The 24,020-nt window shown below is 48.3% G+C and carries 26 protein-coding genes; 13 read left to right on the top strand and 13 right to left on the bottom strand.

Translation table 11 applies throughout. The features are described 5' to 3' along the window. Positions 1 to 314 precede the first annotated feature (314 nt). Complete coding sequence (locus VNE01S_RS16385) at positions 315 to 863, top strand: gamma carbonic anhydrase family protein (RefSeq protein WP_053394387.1); 549 nt, start codon at positions 315 to 317, stop codon at positions 861 to 863. On the opposite strand, the gene VNE01S_RS16380 is transcribed toward VNE01S_RS16385, so the two are convergent. The 4 genes from VNE01S_RS16380 to tsaC form a co-directional block, all read right to left on the bottom strand. After that, complete coding sequence (locus tag VNE01S_RS16380) at positions 856 to 1,122, bottom strand: DUF1488 family protein (RefSeq protein WP_053394386.1); 267 nt, start codon at positions 1,120 to 1,122, stop codon at positions 856 to 858. The two genes, VNE01S_RS16385 and VNE01S_RS16380, sit on opposite strands and share 8 nt — an antisense overlap. Next, entirely contained in the window at positions 1,122 to 1,955 is an 834-nt protein-coding gene (gene aroE, locus VNE01S_RS16375; RefSeq protein ID WP_053394385.1) for a shikimate dehydrogenase, read from the bottom strand. Before aroE ends, VNE01S_RS16380 begins: the two co-directional genes overlap by 1 nt. Before the next feature lie 75 nt (positions 1,956 to 2,030). Beyond that, positions 2,031 to 2,948 (bottom strand): oxygen-dependent coproporphyrinogen oxidase, encoded by a 918-nt coding sequence (gene hemF / locus VNE01S_RS16370; RefSeq protein WP_053394384.1) that lies wholly within the window; start codon positions 2,946 to 2,948, stop codon positions 2,031 to 2,033. 11 nt (positions 2,949 to 2,959) lie between these two features. Further along, positions 2,960 to 3,517, bottom strand: a complete 558-nt coding sequence (tsaC, locus tag VNE01S_RS16365) for an L-threonylcarbamoyladenylate synthase type 1 TsaC (protein ID WP_053394383.1) — start codon at positions 3,515 to 3,517, stop codon at positions 2,960 to 2,962. 197 nt (positions 3,518 to 3,714) lie between these two features. Between tsaC and purE the strand changes: the two genes are divergently transcribed. Continuing rightward, positions 3,715 to 4,200 (top strand): 5-(carboxyamino)imidazole ribonucleotide mutase, encoded by a 486-nt coding sequence (gene purE / locus VNE01S_RS16360; RefSeq protein ID WP_053394382.1) that lies wholly within the window; start codon positions 3,715 to 3,717, stop codon positions 4,198 to 4,200. Positions 4,201 to 4,204: 4 nt separating this feature from the next. Next, the gene (locus VNE01S_RS16355) at positions 4,205 to 5,344 is read left to right on the top strand and encodes a 5-(carboxyamino)imidazole ribonucleotide synthase (RefSeq protein WP_053394381.1); all 1,140 of its coding nucleotides are present in this window, start codon (positions 4,205 to 4,207) and stop codon (positions 5,342 to 5,344) included. 37 nt (positions 5,345 to 5,381) lie between these two features. On the opposite strand, the gene VNE01S_RS16350 is transcribed toward VNE01S_RS16355, so the two are convergent. From VNE01S_RS16350 to VNE01S_RS16335, 4 genes are read right to left on the bottom strand one after another with little or no spacing between them, the layout of a single operon-like run. Continuing rightward, positions 5,382 to 5,963, bottom strand: a complete 582-nt coding sequence (locus tag VNE01S_RS16350) for a DNA topoisomerase family protein (protein WP_053394380.1) — start codon at positions 5,961 to 5,963, stop codon at positions 5,382 to 5,384. A gap of 18 nt (positions 5,964 to 5,981) precedes the next feature. Beyond that, entirely contained in the window at positions 5,982 to 6,461 is a 480-nt protein-coding gene (locus tag VNE01S_RS16345; protein ID WP_053394379.1) for a DUF494 family protein, read from the bottom strand. A 2-nt stretch (positions 6,462 to 6,463) separates the two neighbouring features. Next, entirely contained in the window at positions 6,464 to 7,579 is a 1,116-nt protein-coding gene (dprA, locus tag VNE01S_RS16340; RefSeq protein ID WP_053394378.1) for a DNA-processing protein DprA, read from the bottom strand. Continuing rightward, positions 7,576 to 8,616, bottom strand: a complete 1,041-nt coding sequence (locus VNE01S_RS16335) for a LysM peptidoglycan-binding domain-containing protein (RefSeq protein ID WP_053394377.1) — start codon at positions 8,614 to 8,616, stop codon at positions 7,576 to 7,578. The genes dprA and VNE01S_RS16335 overlap by 4 nt, the downstream gene beginning before the upstream one ends. Positions 8,617 to 8,780: 164 nt before the next feature. Between VNE01S_RS16335 and def the strand changes: the two genes are divergently transcribed. The 5 genes from def (at position 8,781) to VNE01S_RS16310 (ending at position 14,546) form a co-directional block, all read left to right on the top strand. Next, positions 8,781 to 9,302 (top strand): peptide deformylase, encoded by a 522-nt coding sequence (gene def / locus VNE01S_RS16330; RefSeq protein ID WP_053394376.1) that lies wholly within the window; start codon positions 8,781 to 8,783, stop codon positions 9,300 to 9,302. Between the two features lie 26 nt (positions 9,303 to 9,328). Beyond that, the gene (fmt, locus tag VNE01S_RS16325) at positions 9,329 to 10,276 is read left to right on the top strand and encodes a methionyl-tRNA formyltransferase (RefSeq protein ID WP_053394375.1); all 948 of its coding nucleotides are present in this window, start codon (positions 9,329 to 9,331) and stop codon (positions 10,274 to 10,276) included. A 96-nt stretch (positions 10,277 to 10,372) separates the two neighbouring features. Then, positions 10,373 to 11,653 carry a 16S rRNA (cytosine(967)-C(5))-methyltransferase RsmB gene (gene rsmB / locus VNE01S_RS16320; RefSeq protein WP_053394374.1) on the top strand — a complete coding sequence of 427 codons (1,281 nt, stop codon included), beginning with the start codon at positions 10,373 to 10,375 and terminating at the stop codon, positions 11,651 to 11,653. A 60-nt stretch (positions 11,654 to 11,713) separates the two neighbouring features. Beyond that, positions 11,714 to 13,090 carry a Trk system potassium transporter TrkA gene (gene trkA, locus VNE01S_RS16315; protein WP_053394373.1) on the top strand — a complete coding sequence of 459 codons (1,377 nt, stop codon included), beginning with the start codon at positions 11,714 to 11,716 and terminating at the stop codon, positions 13,088 to 13,090. Between the two features lie 10 nt (positions 13,091 to 13,100). Next, the gene (locus VNE01S_RS16310; RefSeq protein ID WP_053394372.1) at positions 13,101 to 14,546 is read left to right on the top strand and encodes a TrkH family potassium uptake protein; all 1,446 of its coding nucleotides are present in this window, start codon (positions 13,101 to 13,103) and stop codon (positions 14,544 to 14,546) included. A 50-nt stretch (positions 14,547 to 14,596) separates the two neighbouring features. Here VNE01S_RS16310 and VNE01S_RS16305 read toward each other — a convergent pair whose 3' ends face one another. Then, entirely contained in the window at positions 14,597 to 15,394 is a 798-nt protein-coding gene (locus VNE01S_RS16305) for a sporulation protein (protein ID WP_053394371.1), read from the bottom strand. 307 nt (positions 15,395 to 15,701) lie between these two features. Here VNE01S_RS16305 and VNE01S_RS19485 point away from each other — a divergent pair, with 307 nt between their 5' ends. The 5 genes from VNE01S_RS19485 to VNE01S_RS16285 all read left to right on the top strand — a co-directional run bounded on the left by VNE01S_RS19485 (position 15,702) and on the right by VNE01S_RS16285 (position 19,585). After that, positions 15,702 to 15,869, top strand: a complete 168-nt coding sequence (locus VNE01S_RS19485; protein ID WP_169773938.1) for a hypothetical protein — start codon at positions 15,702 to 15,704, stop codon at positions 15,867 to 15,869. 97 nt (positions 15,870 to 15,966) lie between these two features. Beyond that, positions 15,967 to 16,233 carry a YihD family protein gene (locus tag VNE01S_RS16300; RefSeq protein WP_053394370.1) on the top strand — a complete coding sequence of 89 codons (267 nt, stop codon included), beginning with the start codon at positions 15,967 to 15,969 and terminating at the stop codon, positions 16,231 to 16,233. A 255-nt stretch (positions 16,234 to 16,488) separates the two neighbouring features. Beyond that, entirely contained in the window at positions 16,489 to 17,907 is a 1,419-nt protein-coding gene (gene ccoG / locus VNE01S_RS16295) for a cytochrome c oxidase accessory protein CcoG (protein WP_053394369.1), read from the top strand. 60 nt (positions 17,908 to 17,967) lie between these two features. Beyond that, positions 17,968 to 18,954: a serine/threonine protein kinase gene (locus VNE01S_RS16290; protein ID WP_053394388.1), complete on the top strand. Its 987-nt coding sequence runs from the start codon at positions 17,968 to 17,970 to the stop codon at positions 18,952 to 18,954. Positions 18,955 to 18,985: 31 nt separating this feature from the next. Next, positions 18,986 to 19,585, top strand: a complete 600-nt coding sequence (locus tag VNE01S_RS16285; RefSeq protein WP_053394368.1) for a thiol:disulfide interchange protein DsbA/DsbL — start codon at positions 18,986 to 18,988, stop codon at positions 19,583 to 19,585. A gap of 62 nt (positions 19,586 to 19,647) precedes the next feature. Here VNE01S_RS16285 and yihG read toward each other — a convergent pair whose 3' ends face one another. The 4 genes from yihG to VNE01S_RS16265 all read right to left on the bottom strand — a co-directional run bounded on the left by yihG (position 19,648) and on the right by VNE01S_RS16265 (position 24,004). Further along, positions 19,648 to 20,532: a 1-acylglycerol-3-phosphate O-acyltransferase, YihG family gene (yihG, locus tag VNE01S_RS16280; RefSeq protein WP_053394367.1), complete on the bottom strand. Its 885-nt coding sequence runs from the start codon at positions 20,530 to 20,532 to the stop codon at positions 19,648 to 19,650. Between the two features lie 262 nt (positions 20,533 to 20,794). Then, on the bottom strand, positions 20,795 to 21,766 hold the full coding sequence (locus tag VNE01S_RS16275; RefSeq protein WP_053394366.1) for a LysR substrate-binding domain-containing protein: 972 nt from the start codon (positions 21,764 to 21,766) through the stop codon (positions 20,795 to 20,797). Between the two features lie 129 nt (positions 21,767 to 21,895). Continuing rightward, entirely contained in the window at positions 21,896 to 22,810 is a 915-nt protein-coding gene (locus VNE01S_RS16270) for a LysR family transcriptional regulator (protein ID WP_053394365.1), read from the bottom strand. 21 nt (positions 22,811 to 22,831) lie between these two features. After that, on the bottom strand, positions 22,832 to 24,004 hold the full coding sequence (locus tag VNE01S_RS16265) for a M20 aminoacylase family protein (protein WP_053394364.1): 1,173 nt from the start codon (positions 24,002 to 24,004) through the stop codon (positions 22,832 to 22,834). Between the last annotated feature and the right edge of the window lie 16 nt (positions 24,005 to 24,020).

Raw genomic sequence — 24,020 nt, 5'->3', positions numbered from 1 at the left:
TTTCTTCTTTGTGACTCACATCACTTCGGAAGAGGCGGTCATTTTAGCGAGATAAAGTTTAGTGTCAACCACTTTTTTCAAACTTTTTTAAGTCTTTCGACTTAGCTAATTAACCTGCTAACTCGTTGTCGTTTCTTAAGAAGCGTTCCCGTGTCAGCGAGGGGGCATTATAGAGATCACCATCACGTTGGCAAGCCCTTTTTTCAGTTTTTTTTGATTTTTTTGCTGTTTGGGTATTTTCTATTCAAAACACCCTGTTTTGGGCACTCTTCTAGTGCTTGTTAGCCCAAAATCACCCTAGATAAGGAGAAAATATGAACGCTTTACGGAGTTACAAAGGAATTAGCCCTCAGATTGGTCAGCGTGTCTATATAGATAATAGTTCAGTTTTAGTGGGTGATATAAAAATTGGCGACGATTCTAGTATCTGGCCACTGGTTGCTGCTCGTGGCGATGTGAATCATATTCATATTGGCGAACGAACAAATATACAAGATGGTAGCGTTTTGCACGTTACTCATAAAAATAAAGAGAACCCTGATGGTTACCCGCTCATTATCGGCAACGATGTCACGGTCGGCCACAAGGTCATGCTGCATGGATGTACGATCAAAGACAGAGTTCTGGTTGGAATGGGCGCGATTGTTTTAGATGCCGTGGTAATAGAAGAAGAGGTCATGATTGGTGCTGGCAGTCTGGTTCCTCCCGGTAAGATACTTGAGAGTGGTTTCCTTTATGTGGGCAGCCCGGTTAAACAGGCACGCCCTCTAAATGACAAAGAACGCGCCTTCTTACAAAAATCGGCGGACAACTATGTGCAAAATAAAGAGGACTATTTGCATCAGGTGGAAGAGGTTAGCTAACCACCTCGATCTGACCAAGAGTATTAAACTCTTCCTCTTCAATTAATTCTTCAGCAAGCTCTTCTAATTCAAAACGACTGCGAGAAAAAGCGTCAAGAGCTTGCTGCTCTCCCTCAATGACACTTCCTGAGATTTTTTCTAGTTCCGCCTTACGAATAAAGCACTCGATTAGCGCCCCTGCCTGCTGAGCAGGAAACGTCACGACTTGTTGTTCTTCATCCCAAGTTTGAATGTCGGGAAATAGAATCGATTGATTCATTATGCGCCTTCTAAGTTTTTTCTAAGTTCACGTAAGATTTGTTTTGTACCCGGCCTTAGACCACGCCACAACATAAAGCTTTCCGCGGCTTGCCCTACTAACATGCCCAGTCCGTCATACGCTGCGGCGACGCCATTATCAATCGCCCATTGGTTGAATGCCGTGTTACCCGAGCCATACATCATATCGTACGCGTAGGTATGAGGAGTAAAGATAGCAGGAGATATCGTGGGCAGTTCACCCGATAGACTTGCGGAGGTCGAGTTGATAACGACATCGAAGGCTTGGTTGATTTCGTTCATTGCCAGCGCTTTAATCTCGCCATACGGTGAGAATAGCTCCGCTAATTGTTCGGCTTTCGATAAGGTGCGGTTGGTAATGATGATTGCTGCTGGGTTTTGATCGAGCAATGGTTTAATGACACCACGAGCAGCACCCCCAGCACCAATCAGTAGAATACGAGCCCCTGCTAATGGCACTTGGTATTGAAGCAAGTCTTGAACTAAACCTTCACCATCGGTGTTATCACCAATAATGTCACCATCGTCCAATTTTTTCAGCGTGTTGACCGCCCCCGCTAACTTAGCACGTTCGGTTAGCCGAGTAGCAAATTGATACGCCTCTTCTTTAAACGGGACAGTGATGTTACACCCCTTGCCGCCGGACGCGAAAAACACTTTGGCAGCAGGGACAAATCCATCAACAGGAGCGAGTTCTGCGGTATAGGTTAACGACTGATTCGTCTGGCGAGCAAATAGCGTATGAATAAAGGGCGATTTACTGTGTCCGATGGGATTGCCAAAAACGGCGTAACGATCAGTTTGCTGTGTCATATCCTTACCTACAGAAAAATAAAGGGTCAATGCCTAAGCAATGACCCTATCACTATCTATATAAGGAGAAAAGCTTTACCACTCTCTTGGTTTAAGGAAGCGATCGTATAGCTCTGCCTCTGGTGAGCCCGGCTCAACCTGGTAACTGTATTCCCAACGCGCCAAGGGTGGCATCGACATTAAGATGGATTCCGTACGGCCACCACTTTGCAGACCAAATAAGGTACCTCGGTCAAAAACTAGGTTGAACTCAACGTAGCGACCGCGTCGGTAAAGCTGGAACTGGCGCTCTCGGTCACCATACTCAATGTCTTTACGGCGTTCGACGATAGGAAGATACGCTTGGGTGTATCCCTCTCCCACTGCTTTAATATAATCAAAGCACTTATCAAATTCCCATTGATTCAAATCGTCGAAGAATAGGCCACCAACACCACGCGTTTCATCACGGTGTGGAAGATAAAAGTACTTATCACACCAAGCTTTGTGCTCTGCATATACCTCGCTACCAAACGGCGCGCAAAGCTCTTTTGCAACATCATGCCAGTACTGGGCATCCTCTTCGAATGGATAAAAAGGGGTTAAGTCAAAGCCACCGCCAAACCACCAAATCGGCTCTTCGCCCTCTTTTTCGGCAATAAAGAAGCGCACATTAGCATGAGAGGTTGGCACATATGGGTTATTAGGATGCATCACCAGAGAAACGCCCATCGCTTCAAAATGACGACCCGCTAGTTCAGAACGATGTGCCGTGGCCGAAGCGGGCATTTCTTTCCCTTGAACGTGTGAGAAATTTACCCCTCCTTGTTCAAACACCGCGCCATCTTTCATCACTCGCGTACGACCACCGCCGCCGAGCCTTTCGCCAGGCTCACGATGCCAAGCGTCTTCAATAAACTCGGCCTGACCATCGACTTGTTCCAGCTGCTGACAAATGGAATCTTGCAGCTCCATTAAGAACTGTTTAACCGCTTCTTTATTTATGGCTGACATCTTTCTTCCTGTTAACCCTTTCTTAAGACTTGTGAGGTTTTAGCATCGCGGATCTCACTGGGCTTCTCTCGGCCCCCCGTTTCTCCTTCCAAAATGGCCACCAGACGATCACCTAGCTGGTGCTTGACTTCGGCGGTGGTCATACACGATGGCCGGCCCGTGAGATTGGCGCTGGTAGAGGTTAACGGCTTTCCAAACGCATTACACATCTTTTGTACTAAAGGATGATCGGTAACACGCACCGCAATCGAATCAAACTGCCCACAGACCCAGTGAGAGACTTTGTCGCTGCACGGCATGATCCAGGTAACAGGACCGGGCCAAGATTGGTGGATTTTCTCTAACTGCTGCGGGGTTAACTGGGATTCATCGATATAAGGAAGAAGCTGTTCATAATTAGCAGCAATAAGAATAAGCCCTTTTTCGACCGGCCTTTGCTTAAGGGCTAACAGTTTTTTGATTGCATCCGCGTTATCCGGATCGCAGCCGACACCAAACACCCCTTCAGTTGGGTAGGCAATCACTTCCCCACTTTTCAGAGCGTTAAGCGCTTGATTAAAGTTGTCCACGACACACTTCCTATTGAATTTTTTCTTTCTCTTGCCAAGTGTACAAAGAATACGGAAAGCTGACTAAAGCTATTTCTTTTAAGATAATCACCTTGGTACTTCAAACACCGCGCAAACGTTTGCTTCAGATAAAAAACCCCGTATAATGCGCACAAAATGATCCTCACCTATTTAGTGCAGCGTTTAAGGAGTTTGAGATGAAAGTCGGTATCATCATGGGTTCAAAATCGGATTGGCCAACCATGAAACTTGCAGCAGAGATGCTCGACAAGTTTGGTGTAGAGTATGAAACAAAAGTGGTCTCCGCTCACCGTACTCCTCAGCTACTGGCTGATTACGCAAACAGCGCCAAAGAACGCGGACTAAAAGTGATCATTGCGGGTGCGGGCGGTGCAGCCCACTTACCAGGTATGGCGGCGGCGTTTACTAGCTTACCCGTGCTGGGCGTACCCGTTCAGTCGCGCGCTCTAAAAGGTATGGATTCACTGTTATCTATCGTACAAATGCCAAAAGGCATTGCTGTCGGCACGCTGGCGATTGGCGAAGCGGGCGCCGCAAACGCGGGTATTCTCGCAGCGCAAATCATCGGGACGCACGATGAAGAAGTCATGAGTAAAGTCGAAGCATTCCGCAACGAGCAGACAGAAACTGTTCTAGCGAATCCAAACCCAGCAGAGGACTAATTCCATGCACGTACTAGTGTTAGGTGCCGGCCAACTGGCTCGAATGATGTCGCTTGCTGGTGCTCCACTGAATATTGATATTTCAGCGTACGATGTCGGCAGCGAAAACATTGTTCACCCTTTGACTCAAACCGTGATTGGAAAAGGACTGGGTAACGCGATAGCTAACGCAGACGTGATTACGGCAGAGTTTGAGCATATTCCACACGATATCCTTGAAACCTGCCAACAGAGTGGAAAATTTCTCCCTTCTGCACAAGCGATTAAAGCCGGTGGTGACCGTCGTATCGAAAAAGCCTTACTCGACGATGCTGGCGTACGCAACGCCAAATACTACGTGATTAAAACTCGCGAAGACTTTGACCTTGCCATTGAACACGTTGGCATTCCGCTGGTACTGAAAAGTGCACTGGGTGGGTATGACGGCAAAGGCCAATGGCGCTTAAAGAACGCAAGTCAAGCCGATGCGATCTGGGCCGAAATGGCGGAGTGCATTGCCGCAACCGACAACCAAGCTATTGTCGCAGAAGAGTTTGTACCATTTGGTCGCGAAGTGTCTCTTGTCGGCGCACGTGGCAAAGATGGCTCTGTCGCGGTATACCCTTTAGCGGAAAACGTTCATACCGATGGCGTCTTGAGCTTATCGACTGCGATCTCTGACCTAGCCCTGCAAGCCCAAGCCAAAGAGATGTTTGCAGCCGTGGCGAATACTCTGAATTATGTGGGCGTATTGTCTCTAGAGTTTTTCGATGTTGATGGCACGCTCTTGGTCAATGAAATTGCGCCACGCGTTCATAACTCCGGTCACTGGACCCAACAAGGCGCGGAGACTTGCCAGTTTGAGAACCATTTGCGCGCAGTGTGTGGGATGCCACTTGGCAGCACAAAACTGGTGCGTGAAACCTCGATGATCAACATCTTAGGTGAAGACACGTTACCACCAGCCGTTTTAGAAATGGAAGGTTGCCACGTTCACTGGTACGGCAAAGAAAAGCGACAAGGGCGTAAAATGGGCCACATTAATGTCTGTGGTGATTACTCTGGGGAGCTGCAAAGAAGGTTGTGTGCACTCGCAACCGTGTTGGACAGGACGGCTTTCCCCGCGGTGCATGAGTTTGCTGAAAACTTCTCCGCGAATAAGTAATCCACATCAAAAACGGCGCTCAAGGCGCCGTTTTTATTTATGATTCTGATTGGGTATGGTGACACTTTCTATCCGCACACTGCGTTTTACTGCCACTGACCAATTTCTTTTCTACCAACAGCGGAAAGCCACATTTTTCACACTTACCAACTACGGGGGGCTGATTCACCGCAAACTTACACTTCGGGTAGTTATCGCACGCATAAAACACTTTACCAAACCGGGTCTTACGCTCGACCAAGTGCCCTTTGTCACACTCAGGGCATTCAAACTTAACGTCTTCCTTATCATCATGCGCGTCGAAGGATTCAATATGATGGCATTGCGGGTAATTGCTGCACCCGATAAACATGCCATAACGCCCCTGACGAAGGACCAGTTCGCTGGCACATTCAGGACAAGGAACGCCTAACTCTTTGACAATATGACCATCATTTTGATGCAGCGGTTTGATAAAGTCGCAATCAGGATACAGGTTACAACCGAGAAAAGGGCCGTGTTTCCCGTGACGAAGCTGAAGTTCACCCTGACGACCTTCAGAGGAGCACTTAGGGCACGCTTGGTGTTCCAAAGCGTGCTCATGTGCGGAAAATAGCTGGTGATCGATCTTACTGCTCATAAAAGGTATGAAAGTGAATTAATGGAGAACACCTTGTTCTTTGGTATACAGCAACTCTTCCATTAGCGTATAAGCGTTTTCATTGCCTGGTACATTAAATAGCACCATAAGCACAATCCATTTCAAATCATCCAGTTCGAAATCATCTGTTTCGAGCCCCATGATACGGTCAATCACCATCTCACGAGTTTCGGTTGTCAGCACGTTGACCTGCTCTAGAAAAGTCAGAAAACCACGGCATTCCAGGCTTAAGCGTTCACACTCTTTCGCGGTGTAAATTCGGGTCGAGGTAGATGCACTACATACCGAAATCGCGGAATGAGCCTCGCTTTGCTGCAATGCTGCTAACTCTTCCAGCCAGACAAGGGCCTTGTAGATGTCTTTTTGCTGAAAACCAGCACGAAGAAGCTCTTCTTCTAGCTCATCTTGATTGACCTGTAACTCTGCATCGCTATGGATGTAAGTCTCGAACAGATACATTAAAATATCCATCATCATAGCTAGCCCCTCCCCTTTCGAATATAGCCACCTGAAACTGCAACAACATGCCCTGAAAGCTCAAGCTCCAAGAGCTGCATCATGACTTCCTGCACAGGTATATTGGTCCTGTTTGCCAGAATATCAACTGGTGTAGCCTCATTTCCTACGTTAGCTAACAGCAAAGGAAATGGCAATCCTTCTTTACTATCAATTTGTTCAAAAAGATCGCCTTGTTGCTGAGGCCTATTAAGATCAGACCAACGAATCAGAACATCTATTTCATCCAAAATATCTGAGGTTTGCTGAACAAGGCAGGCTCCTTGTTTAATCAACAAGTTACAACCACGTCCACTGGCTTGATGAATTGAGCTGGGAATGGCAAATACGTCTCTGCCTTGTTCTGCGGCATAACGAGCCGTAATGAGTGAGCCGCTCTTCTCTGCCGCCTCAACCACTAACACGCCCGCAGAGAGGCCACTGATGATTCGGTTACGTCTAGGGAAATGGTCGGCTTTAGGTTTCGCCGTCGGGTGAAACTCAGAAACAAGAGCACCACTTTCAATGATTCGTTTTGCTAGGGATCGGTGACGTGCGGGATAAATCGTGTTTAAACCACAGCCAAGCACGGCAATGGTTTGACCGCCGCCTTTCAGTGCGCCATCGTGCGCATAGCCATCCACCCCCAGAGCTAAACCACTCGTGATCACTAAATCGTGAGCGACTAACTCTTTGGCAAAGCTGCGGGCCGAGTTGAGCCCATCAATACTTGCGTTGCGGCTCCCAACGATCGCCAGTTGCTGCCGTGCAAGGCAATCCACATCGCCTTCAATGAACAAAACCGCAGGGGCACTGCCTGTCTGTTTCAGTAAAGCGGGGTAGTTATCACTCTCAAGGGTAACGATATGACGTAAGTCGGATGCCGCGCGCCACTCAAGACACGCGTCCACATCCCGAGGGGCACTTTGCTGTAAATATTGGATCTGTGCATCGGTAAAACCGACCGAACGCAATGTGTCAGGTGCTGACTCGATTAATGCACGGGGAGTATCAATCGCAATCAGCTTATTAAATGTCTTCGGCCCAATCCTAGGCGTAAAGTAGAGCGCCAGCCAAGCCGATAGCTCTGCGTCGCTCATTGAGCCATATTAACCAAAGGTGATTTCAGCAATGTCTTCTGACTGACGGGTTCCGAACTCTCAGTCACCAAAGCCAAACTAAAGTGCGCGTAAGGACGAATAACCATCAGGTGACCGATGCGCGTATCAGGCAAATACGTCTCATCACTTTCAGCACCCTCAATGTCGACAGAGACACCTTGCTTGTACAGCTCAAACATCGAACCCTGACGCAACTGGTCAACGGCCCCGCGGTCAATCACGACAACCTGATTTTGACCAACAAACTGACTGCCTTCGATAGAACCGAGGATATTGGCCACACTTTCCTGTGGGGATGGGGCTGGATAAAAGGTCGTGGACAACGCGCTAAGGTCCATATCGACTTCAGGCAGCGCAATATCATCCACCAAGATTTCTTGTGTTTGTGTCACCACACTCAAACCACTGAACTCAGACTTGGTTTCAGCAAGCTCAGCCGTCGCAATCTGTTTCAACACGACCATTTGATGATCATCTCGAGTGTACTTTTTTAGTGGGCGGTAAATCGTCCACGACTTCACTTTATGCTCGCCTGTGATGTACAGCAAACCTTGGTTGGAGAGGAAGGTTTTACCGTCGCTTGAGCCAAGCACCCGCGGGCTCACCGCAATGTCGGACTCACTCAATAAACGATCCGATTCAATGTAAGGAAGAACCAAACCCTCGTTGACGGTCGATAACGCTTCTTTTTCTAACACACGCACTTTCGGGCTCAGCTTCATCATAGGTTTTAAGCTCAGCACCGGATGTCCATTGCGCCATATAAGGCTGAGCCTGTCACCCGGGTAAATAAGGTGTGGGTTATCAATTTCTGGGTTTACCTGCCAGAGTCTCGGCCAAAGCCAAGGGCTATCCAAATACATGGCGGAGATATCCCATAACGTATCACCTTTAACAACAGTGTAAGTCGTGGGTGCATCCTTTTTTACTGTCAGTGGTTCTTCTTCAGCAAAAGAGGGAAAGGCAAGACTTAAAGACAATAACGCACCGATAGAGAACCCTAAGTGACGTGGCATAACGATCATCCTGATAACAAATAAAAGAACAGAGTTGCTGTTCGTATAAACTCTTTAGAAACGCGTCAAAAACGCAATGATGCTGTCATTTAGGCCATAAAATGTCTAGAATTGAGCCAACGAGGTTTATCCTGATTCGGCACAGTTCAACATTTCGAGTGTATATGTCTGTATTACAAGTTCTAACATTCCCAGATGATCGTCTTCGCACAGTCGCTAAGCCTGTCGAAGAGGTGACGCCTGAGATTCAAAAATTCGTTGATGACATGATTGAAACCATGTACGACGAAGAAGGTATTGGCCTGGCTGCGACCCAGGTAGATTTCCACCAGCGTATTGTTGTTATCGATATTTCTGAAACACGTGACCAGCCTATGGTGCTGATCAACCCAGAAATCACCGAAAAACGTGGCGAAGATGGCATTGAAGAAGGCTGTCTGTCTGTACCAGGTGCACGCGCACTGGTTCCACGTGCCGCAGAAGTGTCTGTGAAAGCGCTCAACCGTGATGGTGAAGAGTTCACATTTGAAGCAGACGACCTACTGGCGATCTGTGTTCAACATGAATTGGATCACCTAGAAGGCAAACTGTTTGTTGACTACCTTTCACCTTTGAAACGTAAGCGTATTCAAGACAAGCTGGCTAAAATTAAACGTTTCAACGAGAAGAACGCCAGCCAAGCCTAACTGCTAATTAATTGAAGGAACGTACCTTGAGCAAACCTTTAAAAATCGTTTTCGCAGGTACTCCGGACTTCGCCGCCCGTCACTTGGCGGCGTTGTTGTCTTCGGAGCACGATGTTATTGCTGTGTACACTAACCCTGACCGCCCAGCGGGTCGTGGTAAAAAACTCACCGCCAGCGCAGTAAAAAACCTCGCGGTTGAGCACAATGTCCCTGTTTACCAGCCTGAGAACTTTAAGTCTGATGAAGCCAAACAAGAGCTTGCGGACCTAAACGCGGACATCATGGTCGTTGTTGCTTACGGCATGCTACTGCCAAAAGCGGTGCTCGATACCCCTAAACTAGGTTGTATCAACGTACACGGCTCAATTCTGCCACGTTGGCGCGGTGCCGCGCCGATCCAACGCTCTATTTGGGCGGGTGATAAAGAAGCGGGTGTAACCATCATGCAGATGGACGTCGGCCTAGACACAGGTGACATGCTGAAAATCGCCACTCTGCCGATTGAAGCGACCGACACCAGTGCCTCAATGTACGAGAAGCTGGCAGAACTTGGCCCACAAGCTTTGGTCGAGTGCCTCACTGATATCGCTAATGGTGATGCTGTCCCTGTCAAACAGGATGACGAGCAAGCCAACTACGCGAAAAAACTCAGTAAAGAAGAAGCGCGTATCAACTGGAGTGATGACGCGGCGCACATCGAACGTTGTGTTCGCGCCTTCAACCCATGGCCGATGAGCCACTTTGAAGCGTTAGAAAACAGCATCAAAGTGTGGCAGAGTCGAATCGACGAGCAAACCAGCGACAAACCAGCAGGCACTATCTTGCAAGCAGACAAAACGGGTATCTACGTTGCGACTGGCAACGGCGTACTGGTTCTAGAACAGCTACAAGTCCCAGGCAAAAAAGCGATGGCAGTACAGGACATTCTGAACGCTCGCGCCAACTGGTTTGAAGTCGGTAGCGTATTAAGCTAATCCGAGAAACATGAGCCAAGCCAACGTTCTGGGCTTGGCTCACTATTAAGAACTTTTCGAGATCAGAGATGGTCTCGCTCCATTAAGGTATTCATCATGAATGTTCGTGCTGCTGCTGCTAACGTCCTATTCCTCGTGGTCGATAAAGGTCACTCCCTCTCAAGCGCACTCCCTGCGGCTCAACAAAAAGTAAGACCCCGTGACCATGCTCTGCTGCAAGAGATTTGTTTTGGCGCACTTCGTTACCTACCTCGCTTAGAGTCCATTGCCAATGAGCTGATGGATAAACCGCTTAAAGGCAAACAACGTGTATTCCACCACTTGATCTTGGTGGGCATCTACCAGCTGAGCTTTATGCGTATTCCCGCGCATGCCGCGGTGGGTGAAACAGTTGAAGGCACTAAAGAGCTCAAAGGCCCTCGCCTGCGTGGTTTGATTAACGCGGTACTGCGTAACTATCAACGCAACCAAGAAGAACTGGACGCGATGGCGGTCAGCCACGATGCGGGCAAATACGGCCACCCAAGCTGGCTGCTAAAGCTGCTTAAATCGAGCTACCCAGAACAATGGGAAAGCATTGTAGAAGCCAACAACAACAAAGCACCAATGTGGCTGCGCGTGAACCACCAGCACCACACTAGAGATGAATACCAAACGCTACTCAAAAATGAAAACATTGATAGCACCGCTCACAGCGAAGCTAATGACGCTCTAAGATTGGCAGCGCCGTGTGACGTTACTCTGTTACCAGGCTTTGATAAAGGCTGGGTAAGTGTTCAAGATGCCGCTGCGCAACTGTCGATCAATTACCTAACCCCCCAAGATGGCGAGCTAATTTTAGATTGCTGTGCGGCGCCGGGGGGTAAAACTGCTCACATTCTAGAGCGCACTCAAGGCTGCGACGTCGTTGCGATTGATTGTGATGAAACACGTCTTAAACGAGTACACGAAAACCTAGAGCGCCTAAAACTTCAGGCAAAAGTTATTTGCGGCGATGCCCGTAATCCGCAAGACTGGTGGCAAGGAGAGCAATTTGATCGCATTCTGCTTGATGCGCCATGCTCTGCAACTGGCGTTATTCGTCGCCACCCAGACATCAAGTGGCTGCGACGTGGTGAAGACATCGCGGCACTCGCAGAATTGCAAAGTGAGATTCTGGATGCGATGTGGCAACAGCTGAAACCTGGCGGTACGCTGGTGTACGCAACATGCTCAATTACTCCTCAAGAGAACAAAGAGCAGGTAAAAGCTTTTCTTACTCGCACTACAGATGCACAGTTAGAAGGCTCTGACGCTGAAAACCCAGGCCGTCAGATTTTACCAGGTGAAGAGGGAATGGATGGCTTCTACTACGCCATTCTGAAGAAAAACGCGTAATTTAGACGGGCGGTGAAGGCGATTTCACCGCCCGATTTATTAGTTATACGAGAACAATGTATGAAAATCATCATTCTTGGCGCAGGTCAGGTAGGCGGTACTCTGGCAGAAAACCTCGTCGGTGAAAACAACGACATTACCATCGTTGACCGAGATAATGACAGACTGCGAGAGCTGCAAGACAAATACGATTTGCGCGTCGTACACGGACATGCCAGTCATCCGGATGCGCTGCGAGAAGCGGGTGCTCAAGATGCCGATATGTTGGTCGCTGTAACCAACACAGACGAAACCAACATGGCTGCGTGTCAGGTGGCGTTTTCCTTGTTTAACACGCCCAATCGAATCGCGCGTATTCGCTCGCCTCAGTACCTTGCCGAGAAAGAAGCCCTATTCCAATCAGGGGCAGTGCCCGTCGATCACCTGATCGCACCGGAAGAGCTAGTGACCAGCTACATTGAACGCCTTATCCAATACCCGGGGGCGCTACAGGTCGTCAGCTTCGCGGATCAGAAAGTCAGCCTGGTGGCAGTAAAAGCCTACTATGGCGGTCCTCTGGTGGGTAATGCGCTTTCCACCCTGCGCGAGCATATGCCGCACATCGATACCCGCGTGGCAGCTATCTTTCGTCAAGGTCGACCGATTCGTCCACAAGGCACCACCATTATCGAAGCCGATGATGAAGTGTTCTTCGTCGCCGCAAGCAACCATATTCGCTCGGTCATGAGTGAGCTGCAACGGTTGGAAAAACCGTATCGCCGCGTGATGATTGTCGGTGGGGGTAATATCGGTGCCAGTCTGGCTAAGCGCTTGGAACAAACTTACAGCGTGAAACTGATCGAACGCGGTTACCAACGCGCCGAGAAGCTGTCTGAAGAACTCGAGAACACCATCGTATTCTGTGGCGATGCAGCCGATCAGGAACTGCTGAGCGAAGAGAACATCGACCAAGTAGACGTCTTCATCGCACTGACCAACGAAGATGAAACCAACATCATGTCGGCGATGCTGGCAAAACGCATGGGCGCGAAAAAGGTGATGGTGTTGATCCAACGTGGTGCCTATGTCGACCTTGTGCAAGGTGGCGTCATTGATGTGGCGATCTCTCCTCAACAGGCCACCATTTCAGCTCTACTGACACACGTGCGCCGTGCCGATATCGTTAACGTATCGTCACTACGCCGAGGCGCTGCAGAAGCGATTGAAGCCATTGCTCACGGCGACGAAACCACCTCGAAAGTGGTTGGCCGAGCGATCGGAGACATTAAACTGCCCCCGGGTACCACCATTGGTGCTATCGTACGTGGCGAAGAAGTTCTGATTGCCCACGACCGCACCGTGATTGAACAGGATGACCATGTCGTCATGTTCTTAGTCGATAAGAAATACGTTCCCGACGTAGAAACACTATTCCAACCGAGCCCATTCTTCCTATAAGGTCACGGTAATGGTCAATTTCCGTCCCGTACTGTTTGTGATCGGGCTAGTTTTATCCAAACTGGCCCTGTTCATGTACGTTCCAACTCTGGTCGCTTTTTTTACCGGTAGCGCCGGTTTTATCGAGTTTGGCCAAGCCGTTATCATCACGCATGTCGTCGCGTTTGCCTGTTTAACCATTGGTCGAACAGCTAGGTTTAAGTTAAGTGTGCGCGATATGTTCCTCATCACCAGTTTGGTGTGGACGATCGCCAGCACCTTCGCCGCACTCCCCTTCATGTTCATTAACCACATCAGTTTCACTGACGCCTATTTTGAAACCATGTCGGGGATCACGACCACCGGGTCAACCGTGCTGAGCGGCCTCGATGATATGGCACCCAGCATCCTATTGTGGCGTTCCATATTGCAATGGCTGGGAGGCATAGGTTTTATTGTGATGGCGGTGGCCGTACTGCCGATGCTGAATGTCGGTGGTATGAAGCTGTTCCATACTGAGTCATCCGATTGGTCGGATAAAAGCAGCCCAAGAGCCAAAACCGTGGCCAAAAACATCATGACGGTTTACTTGGTTCTGACTGGTCTGTGCTTGATTGGCTACATGATGACCGGAATGAATCTATTTGACGCCATCAACCACTCGTTTACTACTCTCTCGACGGGTGGCTACTCTACCTCTGACGGTTCAATGAATCACTTTTCGCATGGTGCTCACTGGGTTGCGACGCTGTTTATGTTTTTGGGCGGTTTGCCGTTTTTGCTGTTTGTCTCAGCCCTGCGTAAACGTCGCTTGGATGAGTTGCTGGAAGATGCGCAAGTGCGAGGGTTTGCGGCCTTATTTCTTGGATCCAGTCTCGTTATCGCCGCGTGGTTGGTGATTCGCGACGGCTACAGCATCCTGGATGCGTTACGCGTCTCTATGTTCAATATTGTTTCTGTCGTCACCACCACTGGCTTCGGCTTAGAAGATTTTACCGCCTGGGGCGCTCTGCCTACCACACTGTTTGCTTTCTTGATGATGGCTGGCGCATGCTCAGGCTCGACCTCGGGCGGAATAAAAATCTTCCGTTTTCAAATCGCCATGACGTTACTGAACAAACAGATGATGAAACTCATTCATCCATCTGGGGTGTTTGTTCAGCGCTACAATAGACGTCCGGTTAATGACGATATTGTCCGCTCTATCGTCGCCTTCGGTCTGACCTTTTTTATCACCATTATCATAGTCGCAGGGGCGTTAAGTGCCATGGGGCTCGACCCGATCACCAGTATCTCGGGTGCGATAACGGCGGTGGCGAATGTCGGCCCGGGGATGGGTTCGGTCATCGGCCCAACGGGTAATTTTGCCCCTTTACCCGATGCGGCCAAATGGATATTGAGTATTGGTATGTTGATGGGACGGCTAGAAATATTGACCTTAATTGTGCTGTTCTTCCCTGCCTTTTGGCGTCGGTAACAGCGACTCTGGAGTAAAAGGAAGGCTCCAGAGTCAAAAGCGTTAAGTCGTTAGGAATGTTCATCCAGATAGGTCAGCACTTTCTGCCCAGCATCTTCAGGCGACGTATCCAATGGAATCGTCAATTGTCGCTTAAGCTGGCCAATACCCAGTAAACTCGCCAGCATACCTTTTGCCCCTTCTCGGTGACGATCGATTTCGAACCACATTTGCAGCTCGTCGTCCGTTCGGTAAGCAACCATTTCTAGCTCGCGCCAGCGGCCGTGAAATGGGCCAGTGGTAGGCACAAACTCAAACTCTTGTACAAAAGGCAAAGCAAAACCATCCACCGCTTCACATTCCACTTGCCTTATTCTTAGGCCTTGCTCTTCAAGCGCAGTGAAGATGCCATCCAATAATTCATCTGGGCGAACCGTAAGAATATCGGTATCACTTGGGTCTTTTGCCATCGCGATATCCAGCCCGGTCTCCAACCACACTTTGGAATCCCCAATCGTCACGGGCGTATTCCACGGCACATCCAAGTCGACGTTAAATTCACGCTCTTCACCGGGATCTATGGTAAACGCATAAGGCAGTTTCCACTGCGCCAGCACGTAACTGGTCGGCACGCGGCGCATGCGGCCGCCGTCTTGATGATTTTTATCATGATCGGCAGGCACTTCTTTGATATATCGGCAATACAATTTCAAGTCGATATTATCGATTTCTTGTGCTGTCGACCCTCCGTACACATGGATCGTAATATTCACTTTCTGCCCGGCATACAGCACTTCTTGCTTCAGGACAGAGTCCACTTGCGCTGAACCTATACCAAAGCTAGCAAGCGTTTTTTTGAATAACGACATACACTCCTCCTTCGCAATCTTAAAACCAATCAATATGCCTATAGCTCCATACTAATCGCCTAGGCTGTCTTACTACTAGTACGTTTCTCACATAATTGTAGTGTTTGAATGCATCTCAAAGCGATCATATATCGACCAAATAAAAAGTTGGTGCTAATCTAGTATTGATATGCATGCATATCATTATTCCTGATGGATTATTTGGATTGGCGAAAGCCAGAGAGCCACCCTTCAGCAATGAAGCTCAACTCATAATTTATCAGGCCATTACATTGGCAATGGATATGCCTGGCAGTTAGGTAACTTAATGCGCCCAACAACCGTCAGGTTTTCGCACACGAATACGAGTGCGATGCGTCGTCGCAGTGGCTTTGTTGCTGCACCAACGGCGAAAAAAGCAGCGCCTGCAATGACTTTGGTAGAAAAGACCGCTCTATTAACGTCTGCACCTGCAAAAGTAGTGAAGGCAGCTTAATTAAAAAGCGCAGTGTGAGCTGCGCTTTTTTCTTATCTTCATCGGTTCAATTTGATACCTTTACAGAAATTCATTACAAACTCTGTGGAGAAAGAAGATGAAATGCCATCGCATTGAAGAGCTGATTGAGCTATTAGAACCAGAATGGCAAAACGATCAGGAGCTGAATTTACTCCAATTCATTGTCAAACTTGCGAGTGAAGCAGGTTACCAAGGCCAATTGGAAGATCTCACTGACGATGTCCTGATCTATCATCTGAAAATGCGCAACAGCGCGAGTGATGAAATGATTCCTGGCCTGAAAAAAGATCAAGAAGACGATTTTAAAACCGCTATTTTGCGCGCGCGTGGGATCATTGAATAAAGAACAACTTAGCGAACGAGCGACCTTTGGGTCGCTCTTTTTATATCAAAATCATATAGCGGCTTAAGACTGTTAGGTTATTTATTCATATAACTGTACTGACCTTTGTTGTTAAAGGTTGATAGCCTTAAAGAAAAGAATTTTTTATTGCGTATATAATCGCCATCCATCAGAGATTACTAAAATAACAGACCGCAATGTCTAAAAGAGTGCGAAGTTTATAAATCGCACCATTCAGCCTAAGAAGGAAGCGTCATGAGTCAGGACAAAATCGATATCAAAGATGTGACTCCCAAAACTTATAACCCCAAAACCCACAAAACCGACGGTGACCGATTCAACCCGAGCAATCGCATATACGTACGCGAAAGCAAAGGGACGTTTCAAAAGCTACGTCGCTACGGCGGCTGGTTCTTACTCGTACTGTTTGCGATGGTACCGTGGATTCCTTACGGGGATCGACAAGCCATTTTGCTGGATATCGGTCAGCAGCAGTTCAACTTTTTTGGCACCACCCTTTACCCGCAAGATCTGACGCTACTCGCGCTGCTGTTCATGATTTCAGCCTTTGGCCTGTTTTTTCTTACCACCTTCTTGGGGCGTGTTTGGTGTGGCTATCTTTGCCCACAAACCGTCTGGACCTTTATGTACATTTGGTTTGAAGAAAAGCTCGAAGGCAGTGCCAACAAGCGTCGCAAGCAAGACTCAGGAAAACTGACGGCCAACTTAGCCATGCGTAAAGGGTTAAAACACCTTGCTTGGTGGGCGATCGCGTTGGCTACCGGCTTCACTTTTGCCGGCTATTTTGTTCCCATTCGTGACCTAGTGGTCGACTTCTTTACCTTTAACGCCGATTTCTGGCCAGTGTTCTGGGTGCTGTTCTTTGCTGCATGTACGTACGGCAACGCAGGTTGGATGCGCTCAATTATGTGTGTTCACATGTGTCCTTACGCACGCTTCCAGTCAGCGATGTTCGACAAAGACACCTTTATCGTCGGCTATGACACGAAGCGCGGTGAAAAACGCGGTCCTCGCTCTCGTAAAGCAGACCATAAAGCACTTGGTTTAGGCGATTGTATCGATTGTGATTTATGTGTGCAGGTGTGCCCAACGGGTATCGATATTCGTGACGGACTTCAGTATGAATGTATCAACTGTGGCGCATGTATCGACGCCTGTGATAATACCATGGAGCGGATGGGATACGAGAAAGGCCTGATCAGCTACACCACCGAACACCGCCTATCAGGTAAGCATACGAAAATCATGCGACCTAAATTACTGGGCTACGGTGCCGTACTGCTGGTGATGACCGCACTGTTCTTCGCCCAAGTGGCCGCGGTCGATCCTGCTGGTATGAGTGTACTGCGTGACCGTAACCAACTATTCCGCACCAATAGCTCTGGCGAAGTCGAGAACACTTATACGTTGAAGATCATCAACAAAACCCAGCAAATCCAAACTTATAACCTGGATGTTGAAGGTCTCAGTGACGTTTCTTGGTACGGTAAACAAACGGTTCAAGTTGAGCCGGGCGAAGTCCTTAACCTACCCATGAGTTTGGGCGTAAACCCTGACAATCTAAACTCTTCTGTTTCAACGATTCAGTTTATACTGTCTGATAGCGAAGACTTTACGATTGAAGTAGAGAGCCGTTTCATCAAGAAACTGTAACCCTCTCTACCTACCTTAAACAGGATGGAAAAAGGCTCAGCAATGAGCCTTTTTTATTTTATGACACAGCAAGCCTTTAACTTTGACGCACTGACCCCAGACTTTATGTGGTATGCACTAGAAAGCATCGGTATTCGTGCAGAGTCAGGCCTTTTGCCGCTCAATAGCTACGAAAACCGCGTATACCAATTTACCGACGAAGAACGTCAGCGCTACGTGGTGAAATTTTATCGCCCAGAGCGCTGGAGCCGAGAGCAAATCCAAGAAGAACACGACTTCACTCTCGAGCTGATTGAATCGGACATTCCGGTGGCGCCGCCAATTCGACTTAACGGCCAGACATTACACCACTATCAGGGCTATTGGTTTGCACTGTTTGCCAGCGTTGGCGGCCGACAATTTGAAGTCGACAACCTGGATCAGTTGGAAGGGGTCGGTCGATTTTTAGGCCGAATCCATAAAGTCGGCGCTCGAGTGCCATTTCAGCACCGCCCGACAATAAGCTTGCAGGAATACCTCTACCAGCCGCGTGAGCTGCTTCAGCAGTCTCCATTTGTTCCAATGCATCTAGAAAACGCCTTTTTTAACGATTTAGATTTGCTGATCAAATCGCTGGAAGAACATTGGAGTGACTCCGCAAACATTATCCGTCTCCACGGTGATTGCCACCCTGGAAACATATTGTGGCGAGACGGGCCCATGTTTGTCGATCTAGATGACTCACGCAACGGCCCTGCGATACAAGATTTGTGGATGATGCTGAGTGGGGATCGCTCCGAGAAGGTCATGCAACTCGATACTCTCTTAGAAGCGTACCAAGAATTTAATGATTTTAATGTTAACGAATTGAAACTTATTGAACCTTTACGTGGTCTACGTATGGTGCACTATATGGCATGGTTAGCAAAACGATGGCAGGATCCAGCTTTCCCTGTCGCTTTTCCTTGGTTTGATGATCCAAAATATTGGGAAAGCCAAGTACTGGCATTTAAAGAACAAATTTCAGCACTCAATGAACCACCGCTATCGCTCATGCCGCAGTGGTAGTACAATTATTTAAAAGAAAATGGAGTCAACAATGAAGAAGTTGTTTGCACTAGTCGCAACACTGATGCTGAGCGTTACTGCTCATGCTGCGCAGTTTAAAGAAGGCCAGCATTTTAAAGTTCTGGATCTGGAACCCTCATCAAAACCAACCGTGACTGAATTCTTTTCATTCTACTGCCCACATTGCCATTCGTTTGAGCCAATCATTCAGAAACTGAAAGCTCAATTACCAGACAACGCCAAGCTACAAAAAAACCATGTATCGTTTATGGGTGGCAAAATGGGCGAGTCGATGAGCAAAGCCTACGCGACAATGGTCGCGCTAAAGGTAGAAGACAAAATGGTGCCTGTGATGTTTAACCGCATTCACAACATGCGTAAAGCGCCAAAAAGCGATACCGAACTGCGTCAGATTTTTATTGATGAAGGCGTTGATGGCAAAAAATTCGACGCGGCATTTAAAGGCTTCGCAGTAGACTCTATGGTGCGCCGTTTTGACAAGCAGTTTAAAGACAGCGGCCTATCAGGCGTTCCTGCTGTTGTTGTGAACAACAAATACTTGGTTCAAGCTCAAAGCATCAAAACAACCGATGAGTACTTTGACTTGATCAACTACTTGCTGACCAAATAGCCACAAGAAGCATAAACAAAAAGGGAGCGGTCAGCTCCCTTTTTTCCGTCTTTTGTTCGTAGTTACTGGCTACGGTGAATATCTTGCAACAGCTTATCTTTCTCTTGCCAAACGCCCGTCAGCCATTGCTGGAACTGGCGCTTAAACGGCTTATCGTTGAAGTAATCACCCAGCACTTTTTCATCGACAGGCAGTACATTGATACGAACCACAATTTTGCTCATTTTGCCCATCAGCATATCTTTAAAAGGGCTCTCTGTGTTTTCAGGGTAAGCCAACGTCACGTCGATAATATTCTCAAACTGCTCACCCATCGCGGCCAATGTATAAGCAATACCACCCGTTTTAGGTTGCAGTAAGTGCTCGTAACCCGCTTTGCTTTTGCGCTGTTTTTCCGGCGTAAATCGCGTGCCTTCCACATAGTTCACCACCGTGGTTGGCGAATATTTGAATTTCTCACACGAACGGCGAGTGGTGGCTAAGTCTTGTCCGCGCTTTTCTGGATGGCGCAACAAATACTCACGCGAGTAACGACGCATAAACGGCATATCCAATGCCCAGCACGCCATCCCAATGAAAGGAACATACAGGAGCTGGTGCTTGAGGAAGAACTTTGGCATCGGGATACGGTCTTTAAACACACAGCACAGCACGACAATGTCCGTCCAACTGAGGTGGTTACTGATCAGTAAATACCAGCCGTTTTTATGTAACTCCTCACCGCCTTCAATTTCCCACTCTACCCGGTTGGAGAGGGACATAATCAGCGCGTTTACTGTCGCCCATAACCACATCACTTGATTAGCAAGCGCAGTCCCTTTGGCTTTCATCTGATGAGTGGGCAATAGCATCTTGAGTAGAGCAATAAAGCAAATCAAGATAGAACAGATTGCTGAGTTAACAATGACCAGAGCCACATTCAACACAAGTAGTAAATACGCCAACATAACACTATCTAACCGAGAAACTGGAAAATCCAAACACATCATAGTGATGAACAATAAAGCAGCGTGTGATTATACAAGGCAACCCAAAGTTTGGAATCGTTCTCATGATGGTCAGATTAGTAGAAACACTCTATTTGGCAGTCACATAGCCTATCTTCAACAATGTGTGCCACGAGCATAATATTCACACTGGGATGCAAAAAGAAAAGCCACCGGATACGGTGGCTTCAGCAATACACATTTTTACGCAGATAAATGATGGCTATCGGTAGGTCATCAGTTGAACGTCTTCAAACCACTTCATGAGTTCCGGTTTAGACATATGCGCCGTCTCTTCAATCACAGAGCGGGTTAAGTGCGGGGCAAACTTCTCGATAAAGTCGTACATGTAACGCTGCAAATAAATATTTTTGCTGTAGCACAGCCATGCATAACAATCTGGCACCAACCCTTCCAACGAGCGAACGGTGATCGAATCGTTGATCGAGTGGGTCGCGACGGAAGCAATAATGCCAATCCCCACGCCAAGGCTGACGTACTCTTTGATCACGTCCACATCCATGGCTGTCACAATGTACTGCGGGTTCAACCCCTGCTGCGCAAACGCGTTATCAATCGCAATACGGCCGGTCGATTTGAGTTCATAACTGATCAGTTTTTCTTGCGCAATATCTTCCAGTGTCACGGTTTCAGCCGTTGCGAGCGGATGATCGGAAGGCACAATTAAACTCAATGACCACTTGTACGCAGGTAACATCGCCAGATCCATCTGCTCATCGACATCTTGCGCGACAATAGAAAAATCATACGGCCCTGTCGGTAGTGTGTTTCCACGGGTGTCTGGTTCAATCGTCCCCATATGAAGCGACACTTTAGGGTAACGGTTCATAAAGTAGCGAACGCTTTCAGGCAGTAAGAACTTCGCAATCGCATTAGTGGTGTATATGTTCAACCGACCCTGCTCAGGGGACGCGACACTGGCAGAAATCGCCTTGATTCTCTCTTCAATCTCCAACATTTGGCTGGCTTCATGGATGATCTGTTTACCAATTTCGGTCGGCCCAGATAAGTGCTTGCCGTGCCTTTCAAAAATTTGCACACCAAGCTCATCCTCAAGCAACGAGACTTGCTTGCTTATCCCTGGTTGAGAGGTAAATAATTTTTGAGAAGTGAGAGAGATATTGTATCCATTTCGCTGTATCTCACGAATATAGCGAAGTTGCTGCAGCTTCATTGTCTATTCCTCGTCGCGTACATGATTGCACAACAACCACTGATAAATAATCCATTGTTATAGCAATACTACCCTAGGCAAGACAAGTACACACCCCAACGAACACACTTATGAGAAACAGATTAACAACTAACCAGCTTGTGAGGCATTGAAGGCACACATGTGATTGATAATGCATGACTTCATTTCCTTAATCGCTCCGTTTTGCAGTCGACCTTTGCGCATCACAAGATCGACAGAGGTATCAAGCGTGTGCATGCCCTCAACCGGAATAGCGACAAAGCAATGATGGTACAGCTCTTTGGTGACGCAAACTTTAGGGAGCAAGGTGCCTCCTAAGCCGGCCTCCACAAAGTTTTTCAAAGCCTCAAAGGAGTTACACTCCATCAGAGATTTGAGTCGAATTTGCTGACGGGCTTCGTACAAATTAACCGCTCGACGAATGCTGAAAGACTCCGCGAGCAGCGCCAGCGGGATCTCAGACAATTGCGCGGGAGTGCACACTTCCAATCTGGCCCACGGACTCTGGTTGGGCACCAACAAGCTCAACTCTTGAAACGCGCAGGAATACAACACATCCACTTTGGGGTCTTGCTTGGCGTTAAGCAGTAAGCCGATATCCGACTCTTCATTCTTGATACTATCGATGACATCGTCGCCGCCCCCCACTTGCAACACCAGTTTCACCCCAGGATGAAGGCGTGAGAATTGCGTGATGGCATTGTTGAGCAAATCAGGGATAAAGCCACCGCCGATCGAGATACGCAGAGTCCCCGATTGCAGGTGCTCGATTTCCGACAGTTGTGAGATAAAGTCATTCTTGCGCTGATTGATATCTTGAATGTACTCGGTCAGACGCAGGCCCGACTCGGTTAGGTTGACTCCACGGCCGACCCGATCCAATAACTGCACATCGAGTTGCGACTCAAGTTGAGCCACTTTACGACTGATGGCCGATGGCGAAACGTGCAGAATCTCTGACGCTGCACGAATACTTCTGGTTTTAGCGACCACCTCGAAATATCTTAAGGCTCTATCATCCATCGGTCTGGTACTGCTACTCCGTTATTTCGCCAGTAAATGCTGTACGAGTCTTACCCAGAAGTTTGCGCCTATTGGCAAAACATCGTCATTGAAGTCATAGTTCGGGCTATGCAGGTTGTGGGTATGCTCTTGGCTACCGTTACCCAGCCAGATATACGCACCCGGGCGTTGCTCCAGCATAAAGGCAAAGTCTTCCCCACCCATACTTGCTGGCGGGTTAAGGTGTAAGCGCGAGATCTCCGGCATTTGTTCCAACACGGAACGACATTTAGCCGCTTCCTCTGGCGTGTTGATCGTCGCGGGATAGCGTCGAGTATAGACAATTTCCGCTTTGCATCCTTGTGCATGCGCAATGTTGGTCACCATCTCCTTCATTCGCGATTCGATCAAGTCACGGACCTGAGGACAAAACGAGCGAGTTGTGCCTGAGAATACCACTTCTTCAGGGATTACGTTGTAAGCATGGCCGCCGTTGATTTGCGTTACGCTGATCACCCCAGACTTTTGTGGGTCGAGATTACGGCTAATCACGCTTTGTAACGCATTGATGATCAAACTGGCGGTATAGACGGGGTCGATGGTGTCGTGTGGCATTGCGCCGTGTCCACCCGCGCCGACGATTTTGATATCAAAAGTGTCAAACGCGGCCATCACCGCACCATCATGCACCGCCGCTTCACCAGCAGGTAACGCTGGCCAGTTGTGCAGACCGTACACTTCTTTAACCGGAAAACGTTCAAACAGACCGTCTTCAATCATCGCTTTTGCGCCAGCTTCATTCTCTTCTGCGGGTTGGAAAATAAAATGTACCGTCCCTTTAAACTGGGGGTTTTTCGCCAACATTACCGCGGCGCCCAGTAGCATGGTGGTGTGGCCGTCGTGGCCACACGCGTGCATTTTTCCTTGGTGGGTAGAGCAGTGCGCAAAAGTGTTCAGCTCATCAAGGTGAAGCGCGTCCATATCGGCGCGTAGGCCGATGCTTTCACCCGCGCCTAAACTGCCGTGTAAGGTGGCAACCACCCCGGTCCCCCCTAGGCCACGATGCACCTCTAAACCTAAACTGGTGAGAATATCAGCGACGATTTCCGAGGTCCGAAACTCCTCATAAGCGGTTTCAGGGTGGGCATGGATATCACGTCGCCATTGTACGAGCTGAGCATGCTCTTCGGAGTGATGTTTGATGTATTCTGTCATAACCTTTTTCTAGCTG

Source organism: Vibrio nereis NBRC 15637, assembly GCF_001591105.1.
Taxonomy (GTDB): Bacteria; Pseudomonadota; Gammaproteobacteria; order Enterobacterales; family Vibrionaceae; genus Vibrio; species Vibrio nereis.
Note: the sequence above shows the minus strand (reverse complement) of the source record. Positions and strands in the feature narration are given on the sequence as shown.